General features: G+C 28.5%; 12 protein-coding genes and 2 pseudogenes. 11 read left to right on the top strand and 3 right to left on the bottom strand.

Annotated elements, in window-relative coordinates; translation table 4 throughout:
• The first annotated feature begins 10 nt into the window (after window positions 1–10).
• Both V3249_RS02630 and hinT read left to right on the top strand, forming a co-directional pair.
• Window positions 11–1,612: a HinT-interacting membrane complex lipoprotein P60 gene (locus V3249_RS02630; RefSeq protein ID WP_337896882.1), complete on the top strand. Its 1,602-nt coding sequence runs from the start codon at window positions 11–13 to the stop codon at window positions 1,610–1,612.
• Window positions 1,613–1,636: 24 nt separating this feature from the next.
• Window positions 1,637–1,972, top strand: coding sequence for a histidine triad protein HinT (gene hinT / locus V3249_RS02625; RefSeq protein WP_044283894.1), 336 nt, complete (start codon window positions 1,637–1,639; stop codon window positions 1,970–1,972).
• Window positions 1,973–2,666: 694 nt separating this feature from the next.
• On the opposite strand, the gene V3249_RS02620 is transcribed toward hinT, so the two are convergent.
• A complete protein-coding gene (locus V3249_RS02620) occupies window positions 2,667–4,442 on the bottom strand; it encodes an Mhp366/Mhp367 family surface (lipo)protein (RefSeq protein WP_337896913.1) in 1,776 nt (591 codons plus the stop codon).
• A gap of 140 nt (window positions 4,443–4,582) precedes the next feature.
• Between V3249_RS02620 and V3249_RS02615 the strand changes: the two genes are divergently transcribed.
• Window positions 4,583–6,124 carry an APC family permease gene (locus tag V3249_RS02615; RefSeq protein ID WP_313359033.1) on the top strand — a complete coding sequence of 514 codons (1,542 nt, stop codon included), beginning with the start codon at window positions 4,583–4,585 and terminating at the stop codon, window positions 6,122–6,124.
• A gap of 463 nt (window positions 6,125–6,587) precedes the next feature.
• Here the strand turns inward: V3249_RS02615 and V3249_RS02610 are convergent, their stop codons facing one another.
• The gene (locus V3249_RS02610) at window positions 6,588–7,841 is read right to left on the bottom strand and encodes an IS256 family transposase (protein WP_341517461.1); all 1,254 of its coding nucleotides are present in this window, start codon (window positions 7,839–7,841) and stop codon (window positions 6,588–6,590) included.
• 1,164 nt (window positions 7,842–9,005) lie between these two features.
• On the opposite strand from V3249_RS02610, the pseudogene V3249_RS02605 reads away from it, so the two are divergent.
• Window positions 9,006–10,376, top strand: a pseudogene (locus V3249_RS02605) (hypothetical protein); the annotation flags it as partial.
• Between the two features lie 63 nt (window positions 10,377–10,439).
• Here V3249_RS02605 and V3249_RS02600 read toward each other — a convergent pair.
• Window positions 10,440–11,693 (bottom strand): IS256 family transposase, encoded by a 1,254-nt coding sequence (locus V3249_RS02600; RefSeq protein ID WP_341517461.1) that lies wholly within the window; start codon window positions 11,691–11,693, stop codon window positions 10,440–10,442.
• Window positions 11,694–11,764: 71 nt separating this feature from the next.
• Here V3249_RS02600 and V3249_RS02595 point away from each other — a divergent pair.
• The 7 genes and pseudogenes from V3249_RS02595 to V3249_RS02565 form a co-directional block, all read left to right on the top strand.
• Window positions 11,765–12,166 (top strand): annotated as a pseudogene (locus V3249_RS02595) (hypothetical protein); the annotation flags it as partial.
• 282 nt (window positions 12,167–12,448) lie between these two features.
• Window positions 12,449–13,852, top strand: a complete 1,404-nt coding sequence (locus V3249_RS02590) for a hypothetical protein (RefSeq protein ID WP_341517460.1) — start codon at window positions 12,449–12,451, stop codon at window positions 13,850–13,852.
• A gap of 72 nt (window positions 13,853–13,924) precedes the next feature.
• On the top strand, window positions 13,925–15,697 hold the full coding sequence (locus tag V3249_RS02585) for a hypothetical protein (protein WP_341517459.1): 1,773 nt from the start codon (window positions 13,925–13,927) through the stop codon (window positions 15,695–15,697).
• An 844-nt stretch (window positions 15,698–16,541) separates the two neighbouring features.
• On the top strand, window positions 16,542–18,056 hold the full coding sequence (locus tag V3249_RS02580; RefSeq protein ID WP_341517458.1) for a hypothetical protein: 1,515 nt from the start codon (window positions 16,542–16,544) through the stop codon (window positions 18,054–18,056).
• A complete protein-coding gene (locus V3249_RS02575) occupies window positions 18,007–19,779 on the top strand; it encodes a hypothetical protein (RefSeq protein WP_341517457.1) in 1,773 nt (590 codons plus the stop codon). The genes V3249_RS02580 and V3249_RS02575 overlap by 50 nt, the downstream gene beginning before the upstream one ends.
• 251 nt (window positions 19,780–20,030) lie before the next feature.
• A complete protein-coding gene (locus tag V3249_RS02570) occupies window positions 20,031–20,984 on the top strand; it encodes a phosphate acetyltransferase (RefSeq protein WP_337902450.1) in 954 nt (317 codons plus the stop codon).
• Window positions 20,984–22,189 (top strand): acetate/propionate family kinase, encoded by a 1,206-nt coding sequence (locus V3249_RS02565; protein WP_337902449.1) that lies wholly within the window; start codon window positions 20,984–20,986, stop codon window positions 22,187–22,189. The genes V3249_RS02570 and V3249_RS02565 overlap by 1 nt, the downstream gene beginning before the upstream one ends.
• Window positions 22,190–22,800: the final 611 nt, after the last annotated feature.

Below are 22,800 nucleotides of genomic sequence, written 5' to 3'. Positions count from 1 at the left end.
AGGAAAATTTGTGAAAAATCACCCCAAAAAAAACAAATTTTTAAAAAAATTACCGTTTTTCTTAGTTTTAGGTACATCTTTTAGCACTTTAGTTTCTTGCGCCGTTAGTGTTAATTCCTCCGAAAGGTTTGATGAAGATCGAAAACTAAGTTCAAATGATGTTAAGAATTTTGTTGAAAATGCCTTTGTTGAAAATATTTTAGCCCAAAATATTTTCAAAACAGGCTCAAATTCACTTGCTAGCGAATTTACAAATACAAATTCGCAATTTTTTACCCAAGCAAAAGCAGCTTTTGATTTTTACCAAAACTACCAAATTAGTTTGGATCCAACTTATAGTTTAAAATTAATTGCCCAATTACAAAGTACTAATGCAATTTCAGCAAGTGATTTTGCACTTTTATCACCTCAGGCTGGTTATAATAAGACTTTTAATGATCAAGCTTTTATTGTTTTATACAATAATTTTTCAACCGGAATTGCCCGTGAAATAAATAAAATGTTGCTAGTTAAGGCTTATTTAACTCAACTTGATCAGCCAAATTTAATTAAAGATTCTCAAATTTACAAAGATGGTATTTCAACAAGAACATCCTTTACATCACGGCAAATTTTTCAAAATATTGATCCAAATTCACCAGATTTCTTTCTAATTCACTTAATGTTAACAAAAAATCCGGTTCAAGTTTGGCAATTTGAATCAAGCGACCCAAATAGTATAAGTACTTTTTCACAACTAAAAATTAAAGATACTAATACTTTTAACACACTTTTACGTAGTGAAAATATTAATTCTAGATTAACTCGCAAAGAGCAACAATTTGAAAAACTTGGAAAAAATGACGAGATTGATACAACATTATTGCTTGGATATGCCGGAATTTTATACCGTCAAAATGCTTCTTTAGGTGATTTATCCTTCCAATTTAACGATCTGAGAATTCAAGGTCAAACTAAATCTGGTTTTTTAGATCCAGCTTCAAATCTTCTTTGGTCAGCTAAGGATTTCCAGAATTTTAACTTAATTAATCAAGCAAAAATGTATCCTGTTGAGCTAAGTCCAAATTTTGACCGTAAAAAAACTAAAGATCAAGTCCAAATTTCTGACTTTGAGATCAAAATTCCTGCTCAGATTCCAGGAATATCATATAAAATTAAGAACGTAATTCCGACAAAAGATAATGATGCTAATAAATTTGCTGTTGGTGTTCTTGTCGAAATTAGCATAAATTCATCAAAATTTTATTACAATGTTGATGTTAGTTGGGATGAAAATAAAGTCTTTTATAATCCTCAAATAAATGCTGAAGGTCAAAATTTACCAAAAATTGATAATGGAATTGCGGCGGTTAGTTCTGATTTGTCCAAAATATCGGTCAAATATTATAACAAATTAGCTCCTCTATATGATAAAATAGTTGAAGAAAATAACACAAAACAAGTCTACTTTTCGCTTGAAAATACACCTTGAAATACCCAAGAACAAAAAACAAAACTAGCTTATTCATTATATCTTGCTGATCAAGGCGGAATTTTCCGTGATGCTAAAAACTTTTTTGAATCAATTGGATATAAAATCGAATCTAAGGATCCAATTGTAAAAATTAGTTAATTGTTAGAAAATTTTAGGGAAAAAATGGAAAATACAACATTATTTTTAGATATTATTGCAAAAAAATCACCAGCAAAAATTATTTTTGAAGATGATCAAGTTATCGCTTTTTTCGACAAGTTTCCGGTTTCACCTGGTCATTTTTTAGTTGTGCCTAAAAAATATTCACGAAATTTGTTTCACATTTCTGATGAAGATCTTACTTATTTAATAAAAATTGCAAGAAAATTAGCATTAGAACAAGTTAAGCAGCTTGGCGCAACTGGTTTTAGACTTCAAGTTAATAACGAAAAAGATGCAAAACAAACAATTTTTCACACACACATTCACATTATTCCGTTTTATAAAAAAGAAGAATAGTAATAACTAATTCCCCTTTTTTGAGTTATATCTCAAAAAGGGGAGTTTTATTTTACATAAACTTTCAAAATTCTTTCAACTAAATTATAATTTTTTGCTCTTCCCGAGTTTCCCAGTTTGATGAGATAATCTTAAAAAAGTGTCCGATTTTTTTGGTCACTTTTTTAACTTTTTTGGCAAAAGTTAATTACCTATTTTAAAACACTGGAAAAATCAATTTATGGACTAAACAACAAAAATCATAAAAAAAATACAACTACTATTTAAACTCAATGCAAAAAGAAAACTCATTTTTATTTGCATTGAGCCTAAAAAATATGTGAAGTTTTGAAAGAGCCATAATTAAAAGCCTTAAATTTATAGATTTCTAAACGGTTAAATTTAAGGCATTCCATCATATTTAAAAATATAATGGATAATTCGCATTTTTTGATTTTTTTATGGCAAAAACATAACTAATTCCCCCTTAATTCTAATATCAAAATTTATTAATTTATTCTTAGTGTCGTTAATTATAACATAATTTTATTTTAGACCAAACATTTTTTTTTTTTTTTTACAAAAGGTTGATTTTAATAGGTAAAAAACCCGGATTTACGGGTATTTTTGCCTACTTATATTCACTAAAAAGTGAATTTTTGCCATCTAACTGTCAAATTCAGGTTGGAATTGAACCTCAAAAAAAAGCTGAATTTTATTTTACGTAAAGTTTCAAAATTCTTTCAACTAAATTATAATTTCTTGCTCTTAAGGCAATTCCGGAAGTTAAGTGGGATGTCAGCCCGAATTGATCATAAAAAAGCGAATGAACATTGCCATTTACAGTTAAAATTGAACGATTAATAAAAGCAAGGCTGCCATCTGCATTAAAAATTCCACTTCCTGAAGCTCCAGGTCCGTTTGTTGCAAAAAAATTAGCGGCAACTAAACGAGGGTCATTAGCATCTCGGCGGAAATTTATACCTTTAAAAACATTTTTTGAAAATAAATTATTTGCCCAAAACATCCCTATTTTTGTTGTATAGTCAAAATCACCATCCTCTCAAATCCGGTCTGAAATTTTCAACGGTGGAAATTTTGAAATTTTTTGTCAATATTTTTTAAATTCAGCAAAATCCTTGATAAAATTTTGGAATTTCCCATTATTAAGCGAGTGAGTTGAATTTATAAAATTTTGTTGGTGGTCACTAAAAAATTTTATAAGTTTATCAACATCGTTTATAAATTTTGAATAATTAAAATAAAAAACTGCAATGTCAAAGTCGTAATTGTCTCATTCAGCCAGTTCGAAATAATTTTGATACAAATCCTCCATATATTGATTAATTTCTGCATTATTTTGGAAACTAAATGGTAAGTTAGGTACTCCTTTTTTTATTTTTTCTTCTTGTTCAAAAAGGCGAAATAAAATGCGATTATCCAGTTCTTTTATCTTAAAATCATCATAATATTGTAAAAATTTAATTAGTTTTGCATTTAGTTGATTTTGGCCAACCTTTTTATTCATTAATTTTCAAAAAGGTATTTTGCTATTTCCTACATGAATAACGTGAGCATTAGTCAAAAAAGCTGCTTTTTCGGCATTTGCATTTAAAAAAATGCCTGTCCCAGACGCAAAACGCATGTTTCTTGTAAAAATATTGGAAAATCTTTTTTGCTCAAGACTATCAGAATTAAATCCAAATCAAGGTAAATTATAATAATTTCCTAAAGCGGGGCGGTTAAAATAAGCAAAATGATTTTGTTTAGCCGCAATACTAGCAACTAAATTTGGATTCATTTTATTAAGCAAATAAACTTTTAAATTATCATTTTTCTGCCCAAGAAAGGTGTTCTGGTTTTCTTTTTTAACAACATTTTCCCAATTTCTAAGAAAATAGCGGCTATAATTTGAAACTTGATTGTTTGAGGCTTTAAAATCATTTTCTGTAAGATTTGATAATAAATCTGTGCGGAAATTGCGAATTGATTTATTGTTTACTTGAACAAAATCAAAAATTGGTTGATTTTGTTCATCTGATTCAATATCATTTCCGGTTTCAGTTTTAACTTCCGTGTCAGTTGTTATTTTAGAATCCGGCTTTAATGAATCAATTTTTTCTGGCTGTTTTTTCTTATCTTCATTAGTTTCAACTTTGGGCGGATTAGTTTGAATTTCGGGTGGTTTAGTTTCAACTTTGGGTAAATTATCTTCAACTTTGGGCGGATTAGTTTGAATTTCGGGTGGTTTAGTTTCAACTTTGGGTAAATTATCTTCAACTTTGGGCGGATTAGTTTGAATTTCGGGCGGATTAGTTTCAATTTCTGGCGAATTATTTCCAACTTTGGGTGGATTAGTTTCAATTTCTGGCGAATTATTTCCAACTTTTGGCGGATTATTTTTTACGAACTGAATTTGCGAAGTGCAACTTATAACTACAAAAGGACTTAGAAAACCTAAATAAAACAGATATTTTGATAAGTTTTTCATAATATATCTCTCTATTAATTATAAAACAGCAATTTTTTAGATGTTAAATTGAAAAAATTGCTTTGATTTTGTAAATTATACAATATAATTTTTAAATATTTAAAATTTTATCAACTTACAATTAATCAAAAAGGAATCTCATGAAAATTCAAAGCGCCCGAAAACTTGGTTTTTTTGCAGCCTTATCGATGCTCGTTGGCTCAGTTGTCGGAATCGGAATTTTTTTCAAAAATAACAGCATCGCCGCAACCACTAATAATAATGGTTATGCATGACTTTTTGCTTGAATTATTGGAGGAATAATTTCGCTTTTTGCTGCAATTAGTTTTTCTGAAATTAGCTTTTTAAAACAAACCAAACTAAATGGGCTAGCAAACTGGTCTTACCAAATTGGTGGCAAAAAAAGTGGTTATTTTGTCTTATTTAGTTACGGATTTTATTATTTAGGGATGCTAAGCCTAATTTTAGGAATATTTTCGTCTGAAATTACAATTTGGTTTTTTCAGACAGCTAGTGGCTCTAGTTTTTCATTTCCGTTTTGGGCTCACATATTATTAGGTGCTTTTTTTACTATTTTATTTGTAACAACAAATTATGTTTCTGTTAAATTTTCTGGATATGTTGCACTTGTTTCAACAGTTTTAAAATTTGTTCCATTAATTATTGCTGTCTTTGCTGGGATTTTTTTTCCAACAACTCATAATGCTGGTGGTTCTAGTGCTTTTGTAGTAACTGAAAAAAATAGTTTTGATTTTTCAAAATTAGTGCTTGCACTTCCAGCGGTTTTGTTTGCTTATGATTCATTTCTTTCAGTTGGTTCAATTCATAATAAAGTTCAAAAAGCAAGTAAAAGAGTCCCTTTGATTATTACAGCGGGGATGATTTTAATTGCTAGCGTTTACACTCTTATTGGTTTATCATCAGCGCTGCATAATAAGGGAACAATTTCAGGTCTAATTAGTGACGTTTTCCCGGCTAATGCAGCCCGTGGCATTACTATTTTTGTGGCTGTTTTCCTTTTGATTTCAACATACGGTGTAGCTAATTCTTTAAATGCTGCATTTGTAAATCAAGTTAGAGACCTTGTAAAATTAAATGCAATTGTTGGCGCTCATAGTTTAAAAAAGAAATATTCTAACGAAAAAGTTACAATTTTTTATCTTTTTATTACATTAGTGTTTTGGGCGCTTGTTATTTATATTCCTTCGCTAGCCATTAAACTTCCAAAAAAAGATGGAACAGGAATTGGATTTGGTAGTGATGTTATTGTTGATTCGATGTCCAATTTCCCTTCACTAATTTTCTTTGGTGTATATATGGCAATTATTGTCGCCTATTCACGCAAAAAAATAAAGTATCCTAATTCAATTGAGCGTAAAATTAACCCAAAATTATATTGAATTTCAGCAATAATTTCTTCAAGTTTAATTCTAATTGCCGTTGCCGCCTTTATTTATTCACAAATTTATGCCGTTGCAACACAAGCTCATTCTTCTTCTGGTGCCGGAGTTTTTGCTGATAATGGTTTAATGCTTACAAATATCGGTAGTTTTCTAATTTTTATTACACAAATATTAATATTTGTTTCTTTCCCTTATATTAATTACTTCTTAATTTCTAAAGTTGATAAATTTGATTTGTTTGATAATTTTGACTCAGCTAAAATTGAAAAAGCTGAATAAAAATCAAATCTATTGAGAAATTTATTTAACCTTTTTTCATTTTATTTATTTAAAAATAGTAATTTTGTTAGTTAAATTTATGTTTGCTTGCAAAAATGTGCCTCCCAAGTTTCCCAGTTTGATGACATAATCTTAAAAAAGTGTCCTGGTTTATTAGTTTGGACACTTTTTTAACTTTTTTGGCCAGCTCAGAAAAAATAACTATCAAAACAAAAACACTGAATTTTAAATCTAAGACTCATGAATGCAAAATCTAATTATTAATAAAATAAGGCAAACTAAAAAAGCAAAGTTATAAAATATTTAAACTGCTTTTTTAGTTTAATACACTGATAAAAATCATAAAAAAATACAACTGCTATTTAAACTCAATGAAAATAGAAAACTCATTTTTATTTACATTGGGGTGTGTTCATAATCTTGTGTTTTAAATTTTTATGGATTTTTCAAATAGAAATGTAATCTAATTTAATTTTACATTATTTAACCGATTAGGGAAAATAATTTCTAATTGTTTTTTAATCATGAATCAATTTCTTACCTTTTGTCATTTTGTAGATGCGTTTTGGAGAGTTAAATAAGTTATTTTTGAAAGGTAATTTACACTTTGAATTCCGCCTTTTGTTTTTGTATTTTTCCTAATTATTCTATTCATTGACTCAATTAAATTTGTCGTATAAATTGCTTGCCTCAATTCATATGGATATTTAAAAAATGTCGTTAGTTCAACGAAATTTGTATACCAAGACTTGATAATTGAAGGATATTTTTGGCCTCATTTTTCCGCAAATTTATCAAGATTTTGCATTGCAAATTCTTGATTAGCCGCTTGATAAATCTTTTTCATATCAAGGACAAACTCTTTTTTGTCTTTGTTAGAAACTTTTAAAAGCGAGTTTCTAATTTGGTGAACAACACATTTTTGAACATCTGTTTGCGGGAAAACCGCTTCAATTGCTTGACTAATTCCGCTTAGATTATCGCAAGAAATTATTAGAACATCTTCCAGCCCGCGAGTTTTTAGTTCGTTAAAAACATCAAGTCAATTACTTGCTGATTCGGTATTTTTAATCCAAAATCCCAGTGCTTTTTTATTTCCGTCCCAATCAATTGCAAGAATAAGATAAAGTGATTTTTTGACAAAAACACCGTTTTCTTTAACATTAAAAAACATCCCATCAATGTACAAAATTGGATAGGAATTCTCAATTTTTCGCGATTTTCACTTTTCAATTTCAGGCAATAATTTGTCAGTAACTGAAGAAATTCAGGCATTACTTATTTCTTTTTTATAGATACTTTTTATTGTGTTAACAATATTTTCATATGACATTCCTGATGCAAAAAGTGAAAACACTTGCTCTTCGATATCGCCTAAATTTGTTTCGTATTTACCGAGTAATTTGTTCTCAAAAGTGCCATTTCGATCTCTTGGTATTTTTAGACGAAAACTATTATGATTATAATTCACAGTTTTGTCCGAAAATCCGTTTCGCTTATTTGGCCTATGCACGCCTTTTTTGCTTCGGTTACTTTTTTCATAGCCTAAATGTTGGCTTAATTCCGCCCTTAAGAGCGCCTCAGTAAAAGTTTTAAACATATGCGAAATTTCGTTGTGAAAATCTTCTTTTTTTATTTTTTTATAATCAGCGTATTTGTCAACAAGTTTTTTAGCTTCTAACTCAAATGGGGATAATGTTTTTTGCTGTTTTTTCATATTTTGGTCCTTCATAATAAATTTTATCAAAATAAATTTACTTTAAAAACACAAAATATTTAACATTACCTTACATTGAGCCTAAAAAAATATATGAAGTTTTGAAAGAACAATATATGAAGTTTTGAAAGAGCCATAATTAAAAGCCATAAATTTGTAGATTTCTAAACGGTCAAATTTAAGGCATTGCATCATATTTAAAAATATGACAGAAAAGTCACGCTGTCTGATTTTTTTACGACAAAAACATAACTAAATCCCCCTTAATTCTAAAATCCAAATTTATTAATTATTCTTAGTGTGTGTAATTATAACAGAAATTTTTTTTAGACCAAGCATTTTTTTTTTTTTGCTAAGGGTTAATTTCTAAATAATAAAAATTAAAGCTTTGTTGTAAAAAACATGGATTTACCGGTATTTTTGCATATTTGCATTCAATAAAAAGTGAATTTTTGCCATCAAACTGGGAAATTCAGGAAAATATGCCTGAATTTAGCGCGGTTTATTTTTAGCGATTGATTAACATAATAACTTATTCTTTTAAAAAACAATTTTTTAGGTATTTTTTCCTAAAAAATTTTTAATATATGGTATAATTATAGTAATAAAGAATTAATATTGTATATAAAAAGGAAAAACATGAAGAATAAGTTAAAGTTTTTTAAGTTTATGCTAATTTTGTCGCTTTTTCTTGATTAAACCTAAGTGTTTTAGGGTTGCTTCGGCATTTTTAAAATAGAAAAAGCTATTTAGATTTTAAAGTAAAAGTCCGTGATTTAGATTTATTAAAGTCAAAAAACCACTAATTTTGATAATTTAGTCAAATTTTTTTAGCCAAAACCAACAAAATTCGCTTGTTGTCAATCCAAATATTAAAAAACCAAACACATCTAAACAGAACAAGCACTAATTTAACCCCTAATTTAGATGATATTAAAACACAAATTAATCAAGATGCCTTCTAATTTTAAATAGCTCTTTACTTGAATTTCTTAACAAAGAAAGTGAACTACATTCTGAAAAGTGTGCTAAAACTAAAATTTGAAAGGGATGTTGTTGAATTTAAGAACTGCAAAACCAAATTTGTGTTGAAAAATCTTCTTTTTTATAAATTACAATATTAATAATAAAAAATGTTAAATATCCAAAATGTGAGTGTTTCTTATGGAAAACCAAGCAAATTTAGTATCTAAGGCAAAAAAACAGTTAAAAAAATTAAAATATTTAGAAATTAATATTAAAAATCATTGTTCAATTGCTAACATGACTAAGTATGATATTGATTTAACGTCCGATTGTCTTTATAAGTATTATCAAATTCCAGATTTTTTATACAATTACTTTACACACACTTACAATCCTAATCCAATTGAAAGAATTATTAGCTTAAATTATAAACAAGAAGATTATGTTTATAATTTAAAACTAGAAAATATCCCAAAAAGTGTGTTTTTTTCCAAAAAACTCAAAGATTTCCATTTTCATAATGATATTAAGTGTTTAATTGGCGACTGTCGCCACCTTGAATATTGTGAAATAAAAGAAGAAGAAGAAGAAAATGTTGTTTATAAATCTGATCTTTATTCTGCACCTGCTTTACGGGATGGTAAAGCTCTTAGAAAAGTTGTAGTTGTATTTGAAAACTTTGATGATATTGAAAAATGCGAATTTTCAATTTCTTATCCGGCTTATTTTTGAAAAATATTTAAATCAAAAAGCAGGTTGAGAGAAATTGAAGATTTAATTATTAAGGAAATTCAGGAAAGTGTTCCTTATGCAAAGCCAAAAAATTTAACAAATTATGGCGAAAAAATCTTTGATTTTTTATCAAATAGATATGAATATAATTCAGAGTTTGCAGACATAAATAAAGCATATTTAGGTCAAAATGTAGAAAATATCTACAATTTCTTATTAAAAGAGAATTATAATTTTGGCGAAGAAACCCAAATTCAACCAATTCAGAACGTATTTACATTTGAAACTTATGAAAATTTGCTTAAAAAATTTGAAAAATACGGGATTAAAAAGCTTGATTTAAATATTGAAAATCGCGATAAATTTATTCTTAGTTGATTTGACAAATTTGGCCCAGAATATCGAAAATATTGTATCGAACTTTTTGGTAAAAGAGGCCAAACTTATTATGATAATGTGAATAATTGGACAAATAAAATCGAATTAATTTATTTGTTGCAAATTTTATTTGGTCCTAAATATGAATTTGAAGATCTATATTTTTACCTCGATGTACCTGATTATTTTATTCTGCCAAGTTGGGCAAAACTAAAACTTGAAAATTTTGAAATTTTTTACTTTGACGGGCAGGAATATGGCCTTTTTGATGAAATAATTTCCCAATTTGACTCAAAAAAGCCAGTTTTTTGATTCAAACCATATTACAAGTCCGCCTTTTGTGCGGGAGAATCATGAATTTTGCCAATAGCATTAAAAAATTTCATTTTATTGTATGTTGATGATCAAAAAATTTATTACTGATTTGGCCATTCAAATTTGTATGATGATATTTATGAATACGGGGTGTGTTCATAATCTTGTGTTTTAAATTTTTATGGATTTTTCAAATAGAAATGTAATCTAATTTAATTTTACATTATTTAACCGATTAGGGAAAATAATTTCTAATTGTTTTTTAATCATGAATCAATTTCTTACCTTTTGTCATTTTGTAGATGCGTTTTGGAGAGTTAAATAAGTTATTTTTGAAAGGTAATTTACACTTTGAATTCCGCCTTTTGTTTTTGTATTTTTCCTAATTATTCTATTCATTGACTCAATTAAATTTGTCGTATAAATTGCTTGCCTCAATTCATATGGATATTTAAAAAATGTCGTTAGTTCAACGAAATTTGTATACCAAGACTTGATAATTGAAGGATATTTTTGGCCTCATTTTTCCGCAAATTTATCAAGATTTTGCATTGCAAATTCTTGATTAGCCGCTTGATAAATCTTTTTCATATCAAGGACAAACTCTTTTTTGTCTTTGTTAGAAACTTTTAAAAGCGAGTTTCTAATTTGGTGAACAACACATTTTTGAACATCTGTTTGCGGGAAAACCGCTTCAATTGCTTGACTAATTCCGCTTAGATTATCGCAAGAAATTATTAGAACATCTTCCAGCCCGCGAGTTTTTAGTTCGTTAAAAACATCAAGTCAATTACTTGCTGATTCGGTATTTTTAATCCAAAATCCCAGTGCTTTTTTATTTCCGTCCCAATCAATTGCAAGAATAAGATAAAGTGATTTTTTGACAAAAACACCGTTTTCTTTAACATTAAAAAACATCCCATCAATGTACAAAATTGGATAGGAATTCTCAATTTTTCGCGATTTTCACTTTTCAATTTCAGGCAATAATTTGTCAGTAACTGAAGAAATTCAGGCATTACTTATTTCTTTTTTATAGATACTTTTTATTGTGTTAACAATATTTTCATATGACATTCCTGATGCAAAAAGTGAAAACACTTGCTCTTCGATATCGCCTAAATTTGTTTCGTATTTACCGAGTAATTTGTTCTCAAAAGTGCCATTTCGATCTCTTGGTATTTTTAGACGAAAACTATTATGATTATAATTCACAGTTTTGTCCGAAAATCCGTTTCGCTTATTTGGCCTATGCACGCCTTTTTTGCTTCGGTTACTTTTTTCATAGCCTAAATGTTGGCTTAATTCCGCCCTTAAGAGCGCCTCAGTAAAAGTTTTAAACATATGCGAAATTTCGTTGTGAAAATCTTCTTTTTTTATTTTTTTATAATCAGCGTATTTGTCAACAAGTTTTTTAGCTTCTAACTCAAATGGGGATAATGTTTTTTGCTGTTTTTTCATATTTTGGTCCTTCATAATAAATTTTATCAAAATAAATTTACTTTAAAAACACAAAATATTTAACATTACCTAAATACGAAATTTTAAAATATTATTTTAAGGAAAAATTAGTCAAACTTGAACAAGATATTTTTTTGCGTGATGGCATGGATCCGGCCTTCTTTGTTTCTAGATTGCCAAGGCAAATTGATTTAGACAAAAATGTGATCGAATCATCTATGGAAGAATTAATTTTATATCGGGATGCGTTGAATAAATATCTAAAAGAAATAGACCATGAATTTGGGTTTTTTGAACCCTTTCTAGAAAATACTAATTTATACACCCGACAAGAAAAAGAATTAATTTTAGAAGTTCACGGCCCCTTTACTTGAGATAATGATGATAGAACTGAATATTATGAAGAGCTTGCAAGAGTAGATTTTCGCGGTCGTAAAAGTAAAAAATATCTTGAGATGGAAGGAAAATCGTAGATCTTTTTGTTAATTAATAAATTTAAAGACAAAAGATTTAAATTTATTTTTAAAATTCATAACTTGTTTTTCATTTTTATCTATTTAAAAATAGCATTTTGTCAGTTGAATTTATGTTTGCTTGCAAAAATGTGCCTGAATTCTAGTGTAATTTCTTTTAGCGATTGATTAACATAATAACTTATTCTTTTAAACTACAGTTTTTTTAGGTATTTTTCCTAAAAAGTTTTTAGCATATGTTAAAATTTTAATACTAAAAATTTAATTAAAAAAAGGAAAAACATGAAAAAAAAGTTAAAGTTTTTTAAGTTTATCACCAATATTCTTGCTGTCACTTCACTTACACTAAGTGTTTTTGGGCCGCTTTGACATTTTCAAAATACAAAAACCTATTCAGATTTTAAACTTGAAACTCGTGATATAGATTTATCAAATTCAAAAAAACCGGTAAATTTTGATGATTTAGTCCAAATTGTTTCAGCCAAAAACCAACAAAATTCGCTTGTTATTAATGCAAATATTAAAAATGCCAAAACACATCTAAACAAAACAAGTACTAATTCAGACTCTCCTAATCTAGATGATATTCAGATTCAAATTAATCAAGAAGGTGAGGTAATTCTAAATAGTGCTTCGCTTGAATTTGTTAACGAAAAAGCTGAACTCTATTTTGAAGAAGGCGTACCAAAACTAAAATTTGAAGGTTATGTTTTTGACTTTAGAGAGCTTCAAAATCAAACTCGGGTTGAAAAAACCTTCTTTTTCCTTTTGCCTTTTATTCCATTTATTTCAAATGCTGTTGCAGCTGCCATTGCCGCAGTAGCAGTTTCGACAGCTGCTGCGGTAGCTGTGGAAACTTTTCCAAAGGTTGTTGATGATGTAGGTAGATGATTTGGGAACCGTGAAAGTTACTATTCGTCAGATAATTATGCCCCTGTTTCTGTACCAGTTGATAATAACCCTATTACTCGAAGAACTGAAAGCTCAATTGTGGTTGACTTAGATAAATTACCAAAAGCAAAAGGTGAGCCTAGTATTAAAGAAATAGCAAATGTAGCGGCTTTAGAACTTTCTATTGTAAAAGCAAAAGATAAGGAAAAATTAAAACAATACACTGGAATCCATCCTGCCTGATTTTTTAATTTTCACAGTAAAGACTTAGAACCTCATTTTGTTATTAGTGAACAACCAATTCCAGAACCTGCAGCCTGACTTTTAGCGGTTGGAAGTTTGCTAGCCCAATCAGAATTAACCAAAATTATTATTAAAAACTTACTACCTAGTTCAATAAAAGATAAAATGAATGAAAAAGACCACGAAAATATGGATAAGAAACTAAATTCACCTATTGATTTTTATTCATATAATAGATCAGTTATGGAAAATTTGGCTATAAAAACAAAATATACAGCAAATTTGATGGTAGGAAATAGATGGTGAATTGATCCAAATAATAATTTAAATAAAGATATCGGTTTTACTAAAGATCGCTTTGTTGTTGGAGAAGGTCTAGCTAGTGATGCTATTGATTGAGCTGACCCTAAAAATGAGTTTGATATTGATGATCCAAATAAAAATACAAGTAAAGATACAAATACAAATACAAATACAAATAAAAACAAAAATATACCATCATACGTAAAAATATATTTTCCCAGTTATCATGTAAGGGAGCAAGAATGATAAAGGGAAAATTCGATAAGAAGGAATTTATACCAAGAGAAAAAATGTTAAATGTTGAAAAGGTGCATTTTTTATATGGAGAAGCAATTAGATTTAGTAACCAAGGCAAAAAAACAATTAATTAAACTAAAATATATAGAAATTAATATTAAAAGTCGCTGTTCAATTCCAAACATGATTAAGTACGATGTTGATTTATCGTTTGATTGTAAATATGATAATTTTCCATTTCCAATTTTTTTATACAATTACCTTAACAACGGCTTCAATCCTAATCCAATTGAAAGAATTATTAGTTTAAATTATAAACAAGAAGATTATGTTTATAATTTAAAACTAGAAGATATCCCAAAAAGTGCGTTTTTTTCCAAAAAACTCAATAATTTTCATTTTTATAATGATATTAGGTGTTTAATTGGCGGTTGAGCAAACATTGAATATTGTGAAAAAAATGGAAAAGAAAATCTTCGTCTTATCTCTGAACTTTATTCTTCATGTGATTCATACGATGGTAAAGGTTTTGAAGAGGTTGTTGTTGTCTTTGAAAACTTTGATGATATTGGAAAATGCGAATTTTCAATCTCTTATCCGGCTATTTTTTGAAAAATATTTAAATCAAAAACCGAATTAAGAGAAATTGAAGCTTTAATTATTAAGGAAATTCAGGAAAGTGTTCCTTATGCAAAGCCAAAAAATTTAACAAATTACCATGAAAAAATCTTTGATTTTTTATCAAATAGATATGAATATGGCGCAAAGTTTGTAGATATAAATAAAGCATATTTAGGACAAAATGTAGAAAATATCTACAATTTGTTATTAAAAGAGAATTATAATTTTGACGAAGAAACCCAAATCGAACCAATTCAAAATGTATTTACTTTTGAAACTTATGAAAATTTGCTTAAAAAGTTTGAAAAATACGGGGTTAAAAAGCTTAATTTAAACATTGAAAGTCGCGATAAATTTATTCTTAGTTGATTTGATAAATTTGGTCCAGAATATCGAAAGTATTGCATCGAACTTTTTGCTAAAGTCGGCCAAACTTATTATGATCATGCGAATAATTGGACAAATAAAATCGAATTAATCTTCTTGTTGCAAATTTTATTTGGTCCAAAATATTGAATTGAAGATCTAGATTTTTATTATCCTGATGAACCTGATTTTCTTATTCTGCCAAGCTGAGCAAAATTAAAACCTGAAAATTTCGAAATTTTTTACCTTGGTGGACAAGAATATGGCCTTTTTGATGAAATAATTTCCCAATTTGACTCAAAAAAGCCAGTTTTTTGATTTCAACCATATTACAAGTCCGCCTATGGGGATGGCGATGCATGAATTTTGCCAATTGCATTGAAAAATTTCATTTTATTGTATGTTGATGGTCAAAAAATTTATTACTGAATTGGCCATTCAAATTTGTATGATGATATTTATCAAGGTAAATACGAAATTTTAAAATATTATTTCAAACAAAAATTGGTCAAACTTGAACAAGATATTTTTTTGCGTGACGGCAATGATCCGGCCTTCTTCGTTTCTAGATCACCAAGGCAAATTGATTTAGATAAAAATGTGATTGAATCATCTATGGAAGAATTAATTTTATATCGGGATGCGTTGAATAAATATCTAAAAGAAAGGGACCATGAATTTGAGTATTTTAGACGCTTTCTAGAAAATACTAATTTATATAGCCAACAAGAAAAAGAATTAATTTTACAACAACACGTTCTCTTTTCTTGAGATAATGATGATAGAACAGAATATTATGATGAAATTGCAAGAGTAGATTTTCGCGGTTATAAAAGTAAAAAATATCTTGAGATAGAAGGTGAATCGTAAATCTTTTTGTTAATTAATGAATTTAAAGACAAAAGATTTAAGTTTATTTTTAAAATTCATAACCTGTTTTTCATTTTTATCTATTTAAAAATAGCAATTTTATCAGTTGAATTTATGTTTATTTGCAAAAATGCTGCTTTGAAGTGTTAAATTCAACCCTCTGTCTTAATTCTTGCTAGTGTTTTAACTAAAAAAGCAAAATTATGAAATTTTTAAACACTGCTTTTTAGTTTAAAACACTGACAAAAACCATAAAAAAATACAACTACTATTTAAACTCAATGTTAATAGAAAACTCGTTTTTACTTACATTGAGCCTAAAAAAACATATGAAGTTTTGAAAGAACAATAACTAAAAGCCATAAATTTGAAGATTTCTAAACGGTTAAATTTAAGGCATTCCATCATATTAAAAATATAATGGATAATTCGCATTTTCTGATTTTTTATGGCAAAAACATAACTCATTCCCCCTTAATTCAATATCAAAATTTATTAATTATTCTTAGTAAGGTTGATTATAACATAACTTTATTTTTGACCAAGCATTTTTTTTTTTTGCAAAAGATCAATTTTAAAACAATAAAAATTAAGATTTTAGGTCAAAAGACAAGGATTTACCGGTATTTTTGCAAATTTATATTCAATAAAAAGTGAATTTTTGCCATTAAATTGGCAAACTCAGGAAATGTGTCTGAATTTTAGTGTAATTTATTTTTAGCAATTGATTAACATAATAACTTATTCTTTTAAAATACAATCTTTTTAGGTATTTTTCCTAAAAAGTTTTTAGTATATGTTAAAATTTTAATACTAATAAATTTAATTGAAAAAAGTCAAAAACATGAAGAAAAAATTAAAGTTTTTTAAGTTTATCACTAATATTTTCGCTTTCACTTCACTGACACTAAGCGTTTTTGGTCCGCTTTGACATTTTCAAAATACAAAAACCTATTCAGACTTTAAACTTGAAACACGTGATATAAATCTATTAAATTCAAAAAAACCGGTAAATTTTGATGATTTTGTCCAAATTGTTTCAACTAAAAACCAACAAAATTCGCTTGTTATTAATGCAAATATTAAAAAAGCCAAAACACATCTAAACAAAACAAGCACTAATTCAGACTCACCTAATCTAGATGATATTCAGATTCAAATTAATCAAGAAGGTGAGGTAATTTTAAATAGTGCTTCACTTGAATTTGTTAACAAAAAAGCTGAACTCTATTTTGAAGAAGGTATACCAAAACTAAAATTAGAAGGTTATGTTTTTGACTTTAGAGAGCTTAAAAATCAAACTCGGGTTGAAAAAACCTTCTTTTTCCTTTTGCCTTTTATTCCATTTATTTCAAATGCTGTCGCAGCTGCCATTGCCGCAGTAGCAGTTTCCACAGCTGCTGCGGTAGTTGTGGAAACTTTTCCAAAGGTTGTTGATGATGTAGGTAGATGATTTGGGAACCGTGAAAGTTACTATTCGTCAGATGATTATACCCCTGTTCATGAGCCAACTAATAATAACCCTGTTACTTGAAGAACTGAAAGCTCAATTGTGGTTGACTTAGATAAATTGCCAAAAGCAAAAGGTGAGCCTAGCATTAAATCAATAGCAAATATAGCGGCTTTAGAACTTTCTATTGTAAAAGCAAAAGAAAAGGAAAAATTAAGACAATACACTGGAATACACCCCGCCTGATTTTTTAATTTTCACGGTGAAGAGTTAGAACCTTATTTTGTTATTAGTAAACAAGCAATTCCAGAACCTGCCGCGTGACTTTGAGCGGTTGGAAGTTTGCTAGCCCAATCAGAATTAACCAAAATTATTATTAATAGCTTGCTACCTAGTTCAGTAAGAGATAAAATGAATAAAAATAAAGGAGACCGTAAAAATATGGAAAACAAACTAAATTCACCTATTGATTTTTATTCATATAATGAACCAGTTATGAAAAGTTTGGCTGAAAAAACAAAATATACAGCAAATTTGATAGTGGCAAATAGATGGTCATGAGATCCAACTAATAATTTAAATAAAGATATTGGTTTCACTAAGGATCGCTTTGTTGTTGGAGAAGGTCTAGCTAGCGATGCTATTGATTGAGCTAACCCTAAAAATGAGTTTGATATTGATGATCCAAATAAAAATAAAAATAAAAATAAAAATAAAAATAAAAATATACCATCATACATAAAAATATATTTTCCCAGTTATCATGTAAGGAGAGCAAGAATGATAGAAGGAAAATTCGAAGAGAATGAATTTATACCAAGAAAAAAAATGTTAAATGTTGAAAAGGTGCATTTTTTATATGGAGAAGCAATTAGATTTAGTAACCAAGGCAAAAAAACAATTAATTAAATTAAAATATATAGAAATTAATATTAAAAGTCGTTGTTCAATTCGAAACATGATTGTGAATGATGTTAAATTATCGCTTGATTGTAAATATGATAATGATGGTTTTCCATTTCCAATTTTTTTGTACAATTACCTTTCCGAGCGCTTCAATCCTAATCCAATTGAAAGAATTATTAGTTTAAATTATAAACAAGAAGATTATGTTTATAATTTAAAACTAGAAGATATCCCAAAAAGTGCATTTTTTTCCAAAAAACTCAATAAATTTGGTTTTTATAATGATATTAGGTGTTTAATTGGTGGTTGAGCAAACAATGAATATTGTGATAAAAATGGAAAAGAAAATCTTGATCTTATCTCTGAACTTTATTCTTCATATGGCTTGCACGATGGTAAAGGTTTTGAAGAGGTTGTTGTTGTCTTTGAAAACTTTGATAATATTGGAAAATGCGAATTTTCAATTTCTTATCCGGCTGTATTTTCAAAAATATTTAAATCAAAAACTGAATTAAGAGAAATTGAAGCTTTAATTATTAAGGAAATTCAGGAAAGTGTTCCTTATGCAGAGCCAAAAAATTTAGCAAATTACCACGAAAAAATCTTTGATTTTTTATCAAATAGATATGAATATAATTCAGAGTTTGTAGATATAAATAAAGCATATTTAGGACAAAATGTAGAAAATATCTACAATTTGTTATTAAAAGAGAATTATAATCTTGACGAAAAAACCCAAATCGAACCAATTCAAAATGTATTTACTTTTGAAACTTATGAAAATTTGCTTAAAAAATTTGAAAAATATGGGATTAAAAAGCTTAATTTAAACATTGAAAATCGTGATAAATTTATTCTTAGTTGATTTGATAAATTTGGTCCAGAATATCGAAAGTATTGTAGCGAACTTTTTGGTAAAGACGGCCAAACTTATTATGATCATGCGAATAATTGGACAAATAAAATCGAATTAATCTATTTGTTGCAAATTTTATTTGGTCCAAAATATTGAATTGAAGAACTAGATTTTTATCCCGATATACCTGATTTTTATATTCTGCCAAGCTGAGCAAAATTAAAACTTGAAAATTTTGAAATTTTTTACTTTGACGGTCAAGAATACGGGCTTTTTGATGAAATAATTTCTCAATTTGACTCAAAAAAGCCAGTTTTTTGATTTCAACCATATTACTACCCTGCCTATGGAGCAGGCGATGCATGAGTTTTGCCGATTGCATTGAAAAATTTCATTTTATTGAATGTTGATGGTGAAAAAATTTATTACTGAATTGGTCATTCAAATTTGTATGATGATATTTATGGAGGTAAATACGAAATTTTAAAATATTATTTCAAACAAAAATTGGTCAAACTTGAACAAGATATTTTTCTGCGTGATGGCAAGGATCCGGCGTTCTTTGTTTCTAGATCACCAAGGCAAAATAATTTAACTAAAAATGTGATTGGATCATCTATGGAAGAATTAATTTTATATCGGGATGCGTTGAATAAATTTCTAAAAGGAACAGACCATGAATTTGGGTATTTTACAGACTTTCTAGAAAATACTAATTTATATAGTCAACAAGAAAAAGAATTAATTTTACAAGAACACGCTCTCTTTTCTTGAGATTCTAATGATTGAACTGAATATTATGATGAAATTGCAAGAGTAGATTTTCGTGGTTATAAAAGCAAAAAATTTATTGAGATAGAAGGGAAATAGTAGATCTTTTTGCTAATTAATGAATTTAAAGACAAAAGATTTAAGTTTATTTTTAAAATTCTTAACTTTCATTTTTTAAATTCTTATTTATTTGAAATATATGTTCTTGAAATATATTTTTTTGCCAAACTAATAAAAAATTAAAATAACTAGTTATTCTCCACTAATTTATTGATCTTTTTTTTAGTAAAATAAAAAAAATTTTGTAAAATTAAATCTAGTTGATCAAAACTGACCTTTGAAAGGAAAAAATGACATACCAAAATTATCTTGAATTACGACTAAAACAACAAAATGAAACTAAAAGTCTACGTTCAGTTTTAATTATTGACGGACATGATGAACGGGCAATTCAAGCCGCTCAGCAATTAAAAGCTAAAAATTTAGTTAGACCAATTTTACTTGTTGACGAATTATATGGGAATCTTGAAATCGACCAATATTTAGTTGACGAAGAAGAAAAACAAACTTTTATACAGCAATTTTTAAAAATCCGTAAAAACAAAGAAACATTAGAATCAGCTGTCGCCCAATTTGATTCTAATGCATTTTACGGGACAATGCTTCTTCGAAACAAAAAAGTTGACGCTGTAATAGGCGGACTTAATTATCCAACTGCAGAAATTCTTCGAGCTGCATTCAAAATTATCGGACCAAAACCAGATATTAAAACAATTTCTTCCGTAATGATAATGCATCGAGGTGATGAAAAATACTTATTTAGTGATATTTCGGTAAATATTTTACCAAACGAAACTCAATTAGCTGATATTGCTAAAAACGCACTTGACTTTGCAATTCAACTTGGATTTGACCCTAAACCGGCTTTTTTATCATTTTCAACAAAAGGATCAGCCAAATCACCTCAATCTGATGCCGTATCTAGAGCTGTAAAAATGTTCAATGCAACCTCACCAATTGAAGCTTATGGTGAAATTCAACTAGATGCAGCTCTTGACTATAAGGTACGTCGCCAAAAATATGGTGAAAATGTTGCTACAAATGCGAATGTTTTAATTTTTCCAAATCTTGATGCCGGAAATATTGGCTACAAAATTGCTCAAAGACTTGGTGGCTTTGGGGCAATAGGACCAATAATCACCGGAATTGCCGCTCCTATTAATGACTTATCACGTGGAGCAACGGTCGAAGACGTTTTTTACACCGCACTAATTAGCGCACTTCAAGTTGAAAAGGATAAATAATGAAGAGTAAAATTTTAGTTATAAACGCTGGTTCATCCTCAATTAAATGACAAATTTTTGAAAAAGATACATTAGATTTGCTCGGAGTTGGTCTAATCGAAAGAATTGGACTTCAAGAAGGCAAAATCAAAATGACATTTGACGAGAAAAGCTACAACTTGAGCAAAGATTTTCCAACTCATTCTGATGCCTTAGAGAGTCAAATTCAACTTTGAAAAGACAATAATTTAGTTCAAAACCTAGAAGAATTTGAGCTTGTTGGATTTCGAATTGTTCATGGGGGTGCAAGTTTCAATGCTCCAGCTCGCCTTGATGATTCAGCGATAGCAAAAATTCAAGAAGCAGCAAAATTTGCACCTTTACACAACCCAGGGGCGCTCGCAACTATTAGTGCTATTAAAAAATTACTTCCTTGAGCAAAATTATCAGCAAGTTTTGACACCGCTTTTCATGCAAGTATCCCTAAAGTTAATTACACATATCCAATTAATGCCCAAATAGCAAACAAGTACGGAATAAGAAAATACGGATTTCACGGCATTTCTCACAAATATATAACAACACAAGTTGAAAAAATCTATAATTCTGATTCAGTTAATTTTGTAAACATGCACATTGGGAATGGGATTTCTTTGTGCGCTGTTAAAGATTCGGCTTCAGTTGATACTTCAATGGGAATGACGCCACTTGCAGGTGTTGCCATGGGAACCCGAAGCGGCGATGTAGACCCCTCAATTTTAACCTACCTAGGCACAACAGCTCATTTTTCCTTCACTGATTTAGACACACTTTTAAACAAACAATCAGGACTTTTAGGACTTTCAAACGTTTCTTCTGACCTTCGGGATGTCATTTCTGCTGCAGATAACGGTAATCAAGATGCAAGTTTTGCCCTTGAAGTTTATGTGCAAAAAATTGTCGACTATCTAATTAATTATATTAATAAGGTTGGTAAAAACATTAAAGCTTTAGTTTTTACCGGTGGGGTAGGCGAAAATTCAGCACTAATTCGCGCTTCGGTAATTGCAAAAATTCAATTACCGAAGTTGAATTTAGTTCTTGATCAAGAACTAAATTCAAGACCAATTCCAGAATTTGCCGCTATTGAAAAAATTTCAGCACCAGAATCAGATCTTGACATTTTCGTAATCAAAACAAACGAAGAACTGTTAATAGCAAAAAACGCGCTCAAAGTTTGAAACTAACCTTTATTAAGTTTTGAAAGAACCCATAATAAAACCAAAGTATTGATATTATACAATATTTTTATTTTGATCCAAGCATTTTTTTAAAAATTTTGTGCGGATTAATTTTGGCGAGTTTCCCAGCTTGATGAGATGATCTTAAAAAAGTGTCCTGGTTTAGTTTTGGACACTTTTTTAACTTTTTTGGCAAACTCAGAAAAAATAACTATCAAGGCAAAAACACTAAATTTTAAATCTAACGCTCACGAATGCAAAATCTACTTATTAATAAAATAAGACAAACTAAAAAAGCTAAAATTTTACCTTAAAAAGCAAAATTATGAAATTTTTAAACTACTTTTTTAGCTAAAACACTGTAAAAAATCAATTTATGGATACACTGACAAAAACCATAAAAAATACAAATACTATTTAAACTCAATGCAAATAGAAAACTCGTTTTTATTTAAATTGAGCCTAAAAAAATATGTGAAGTTTTGAAAGAGCCGAAAGAAAAAGCCATAAATTTGTAGATTTCTAAACGGTTAAATTTATGGCATTGCATCATATTTAAAAATATGGCGGAAAATTCGCAATATCAGAGCACATTAGACAAAAAACATAACTAATTC

The organism is Mesomycoplasma ovipneumoniae (genome assembly GCF_038095995.1).
Classification (GTDB): domain Bacteria; phylum Bacillota_I; class Bacilli_A; order Mycoplasmatales; family Metamycoplasmataceae; genus Mesomycoplasma; species Mesomycoplasma ovipneumoniae_F.
This window is presented reverse-complemented; position numbering and strand designations above follow the sequence as displayed.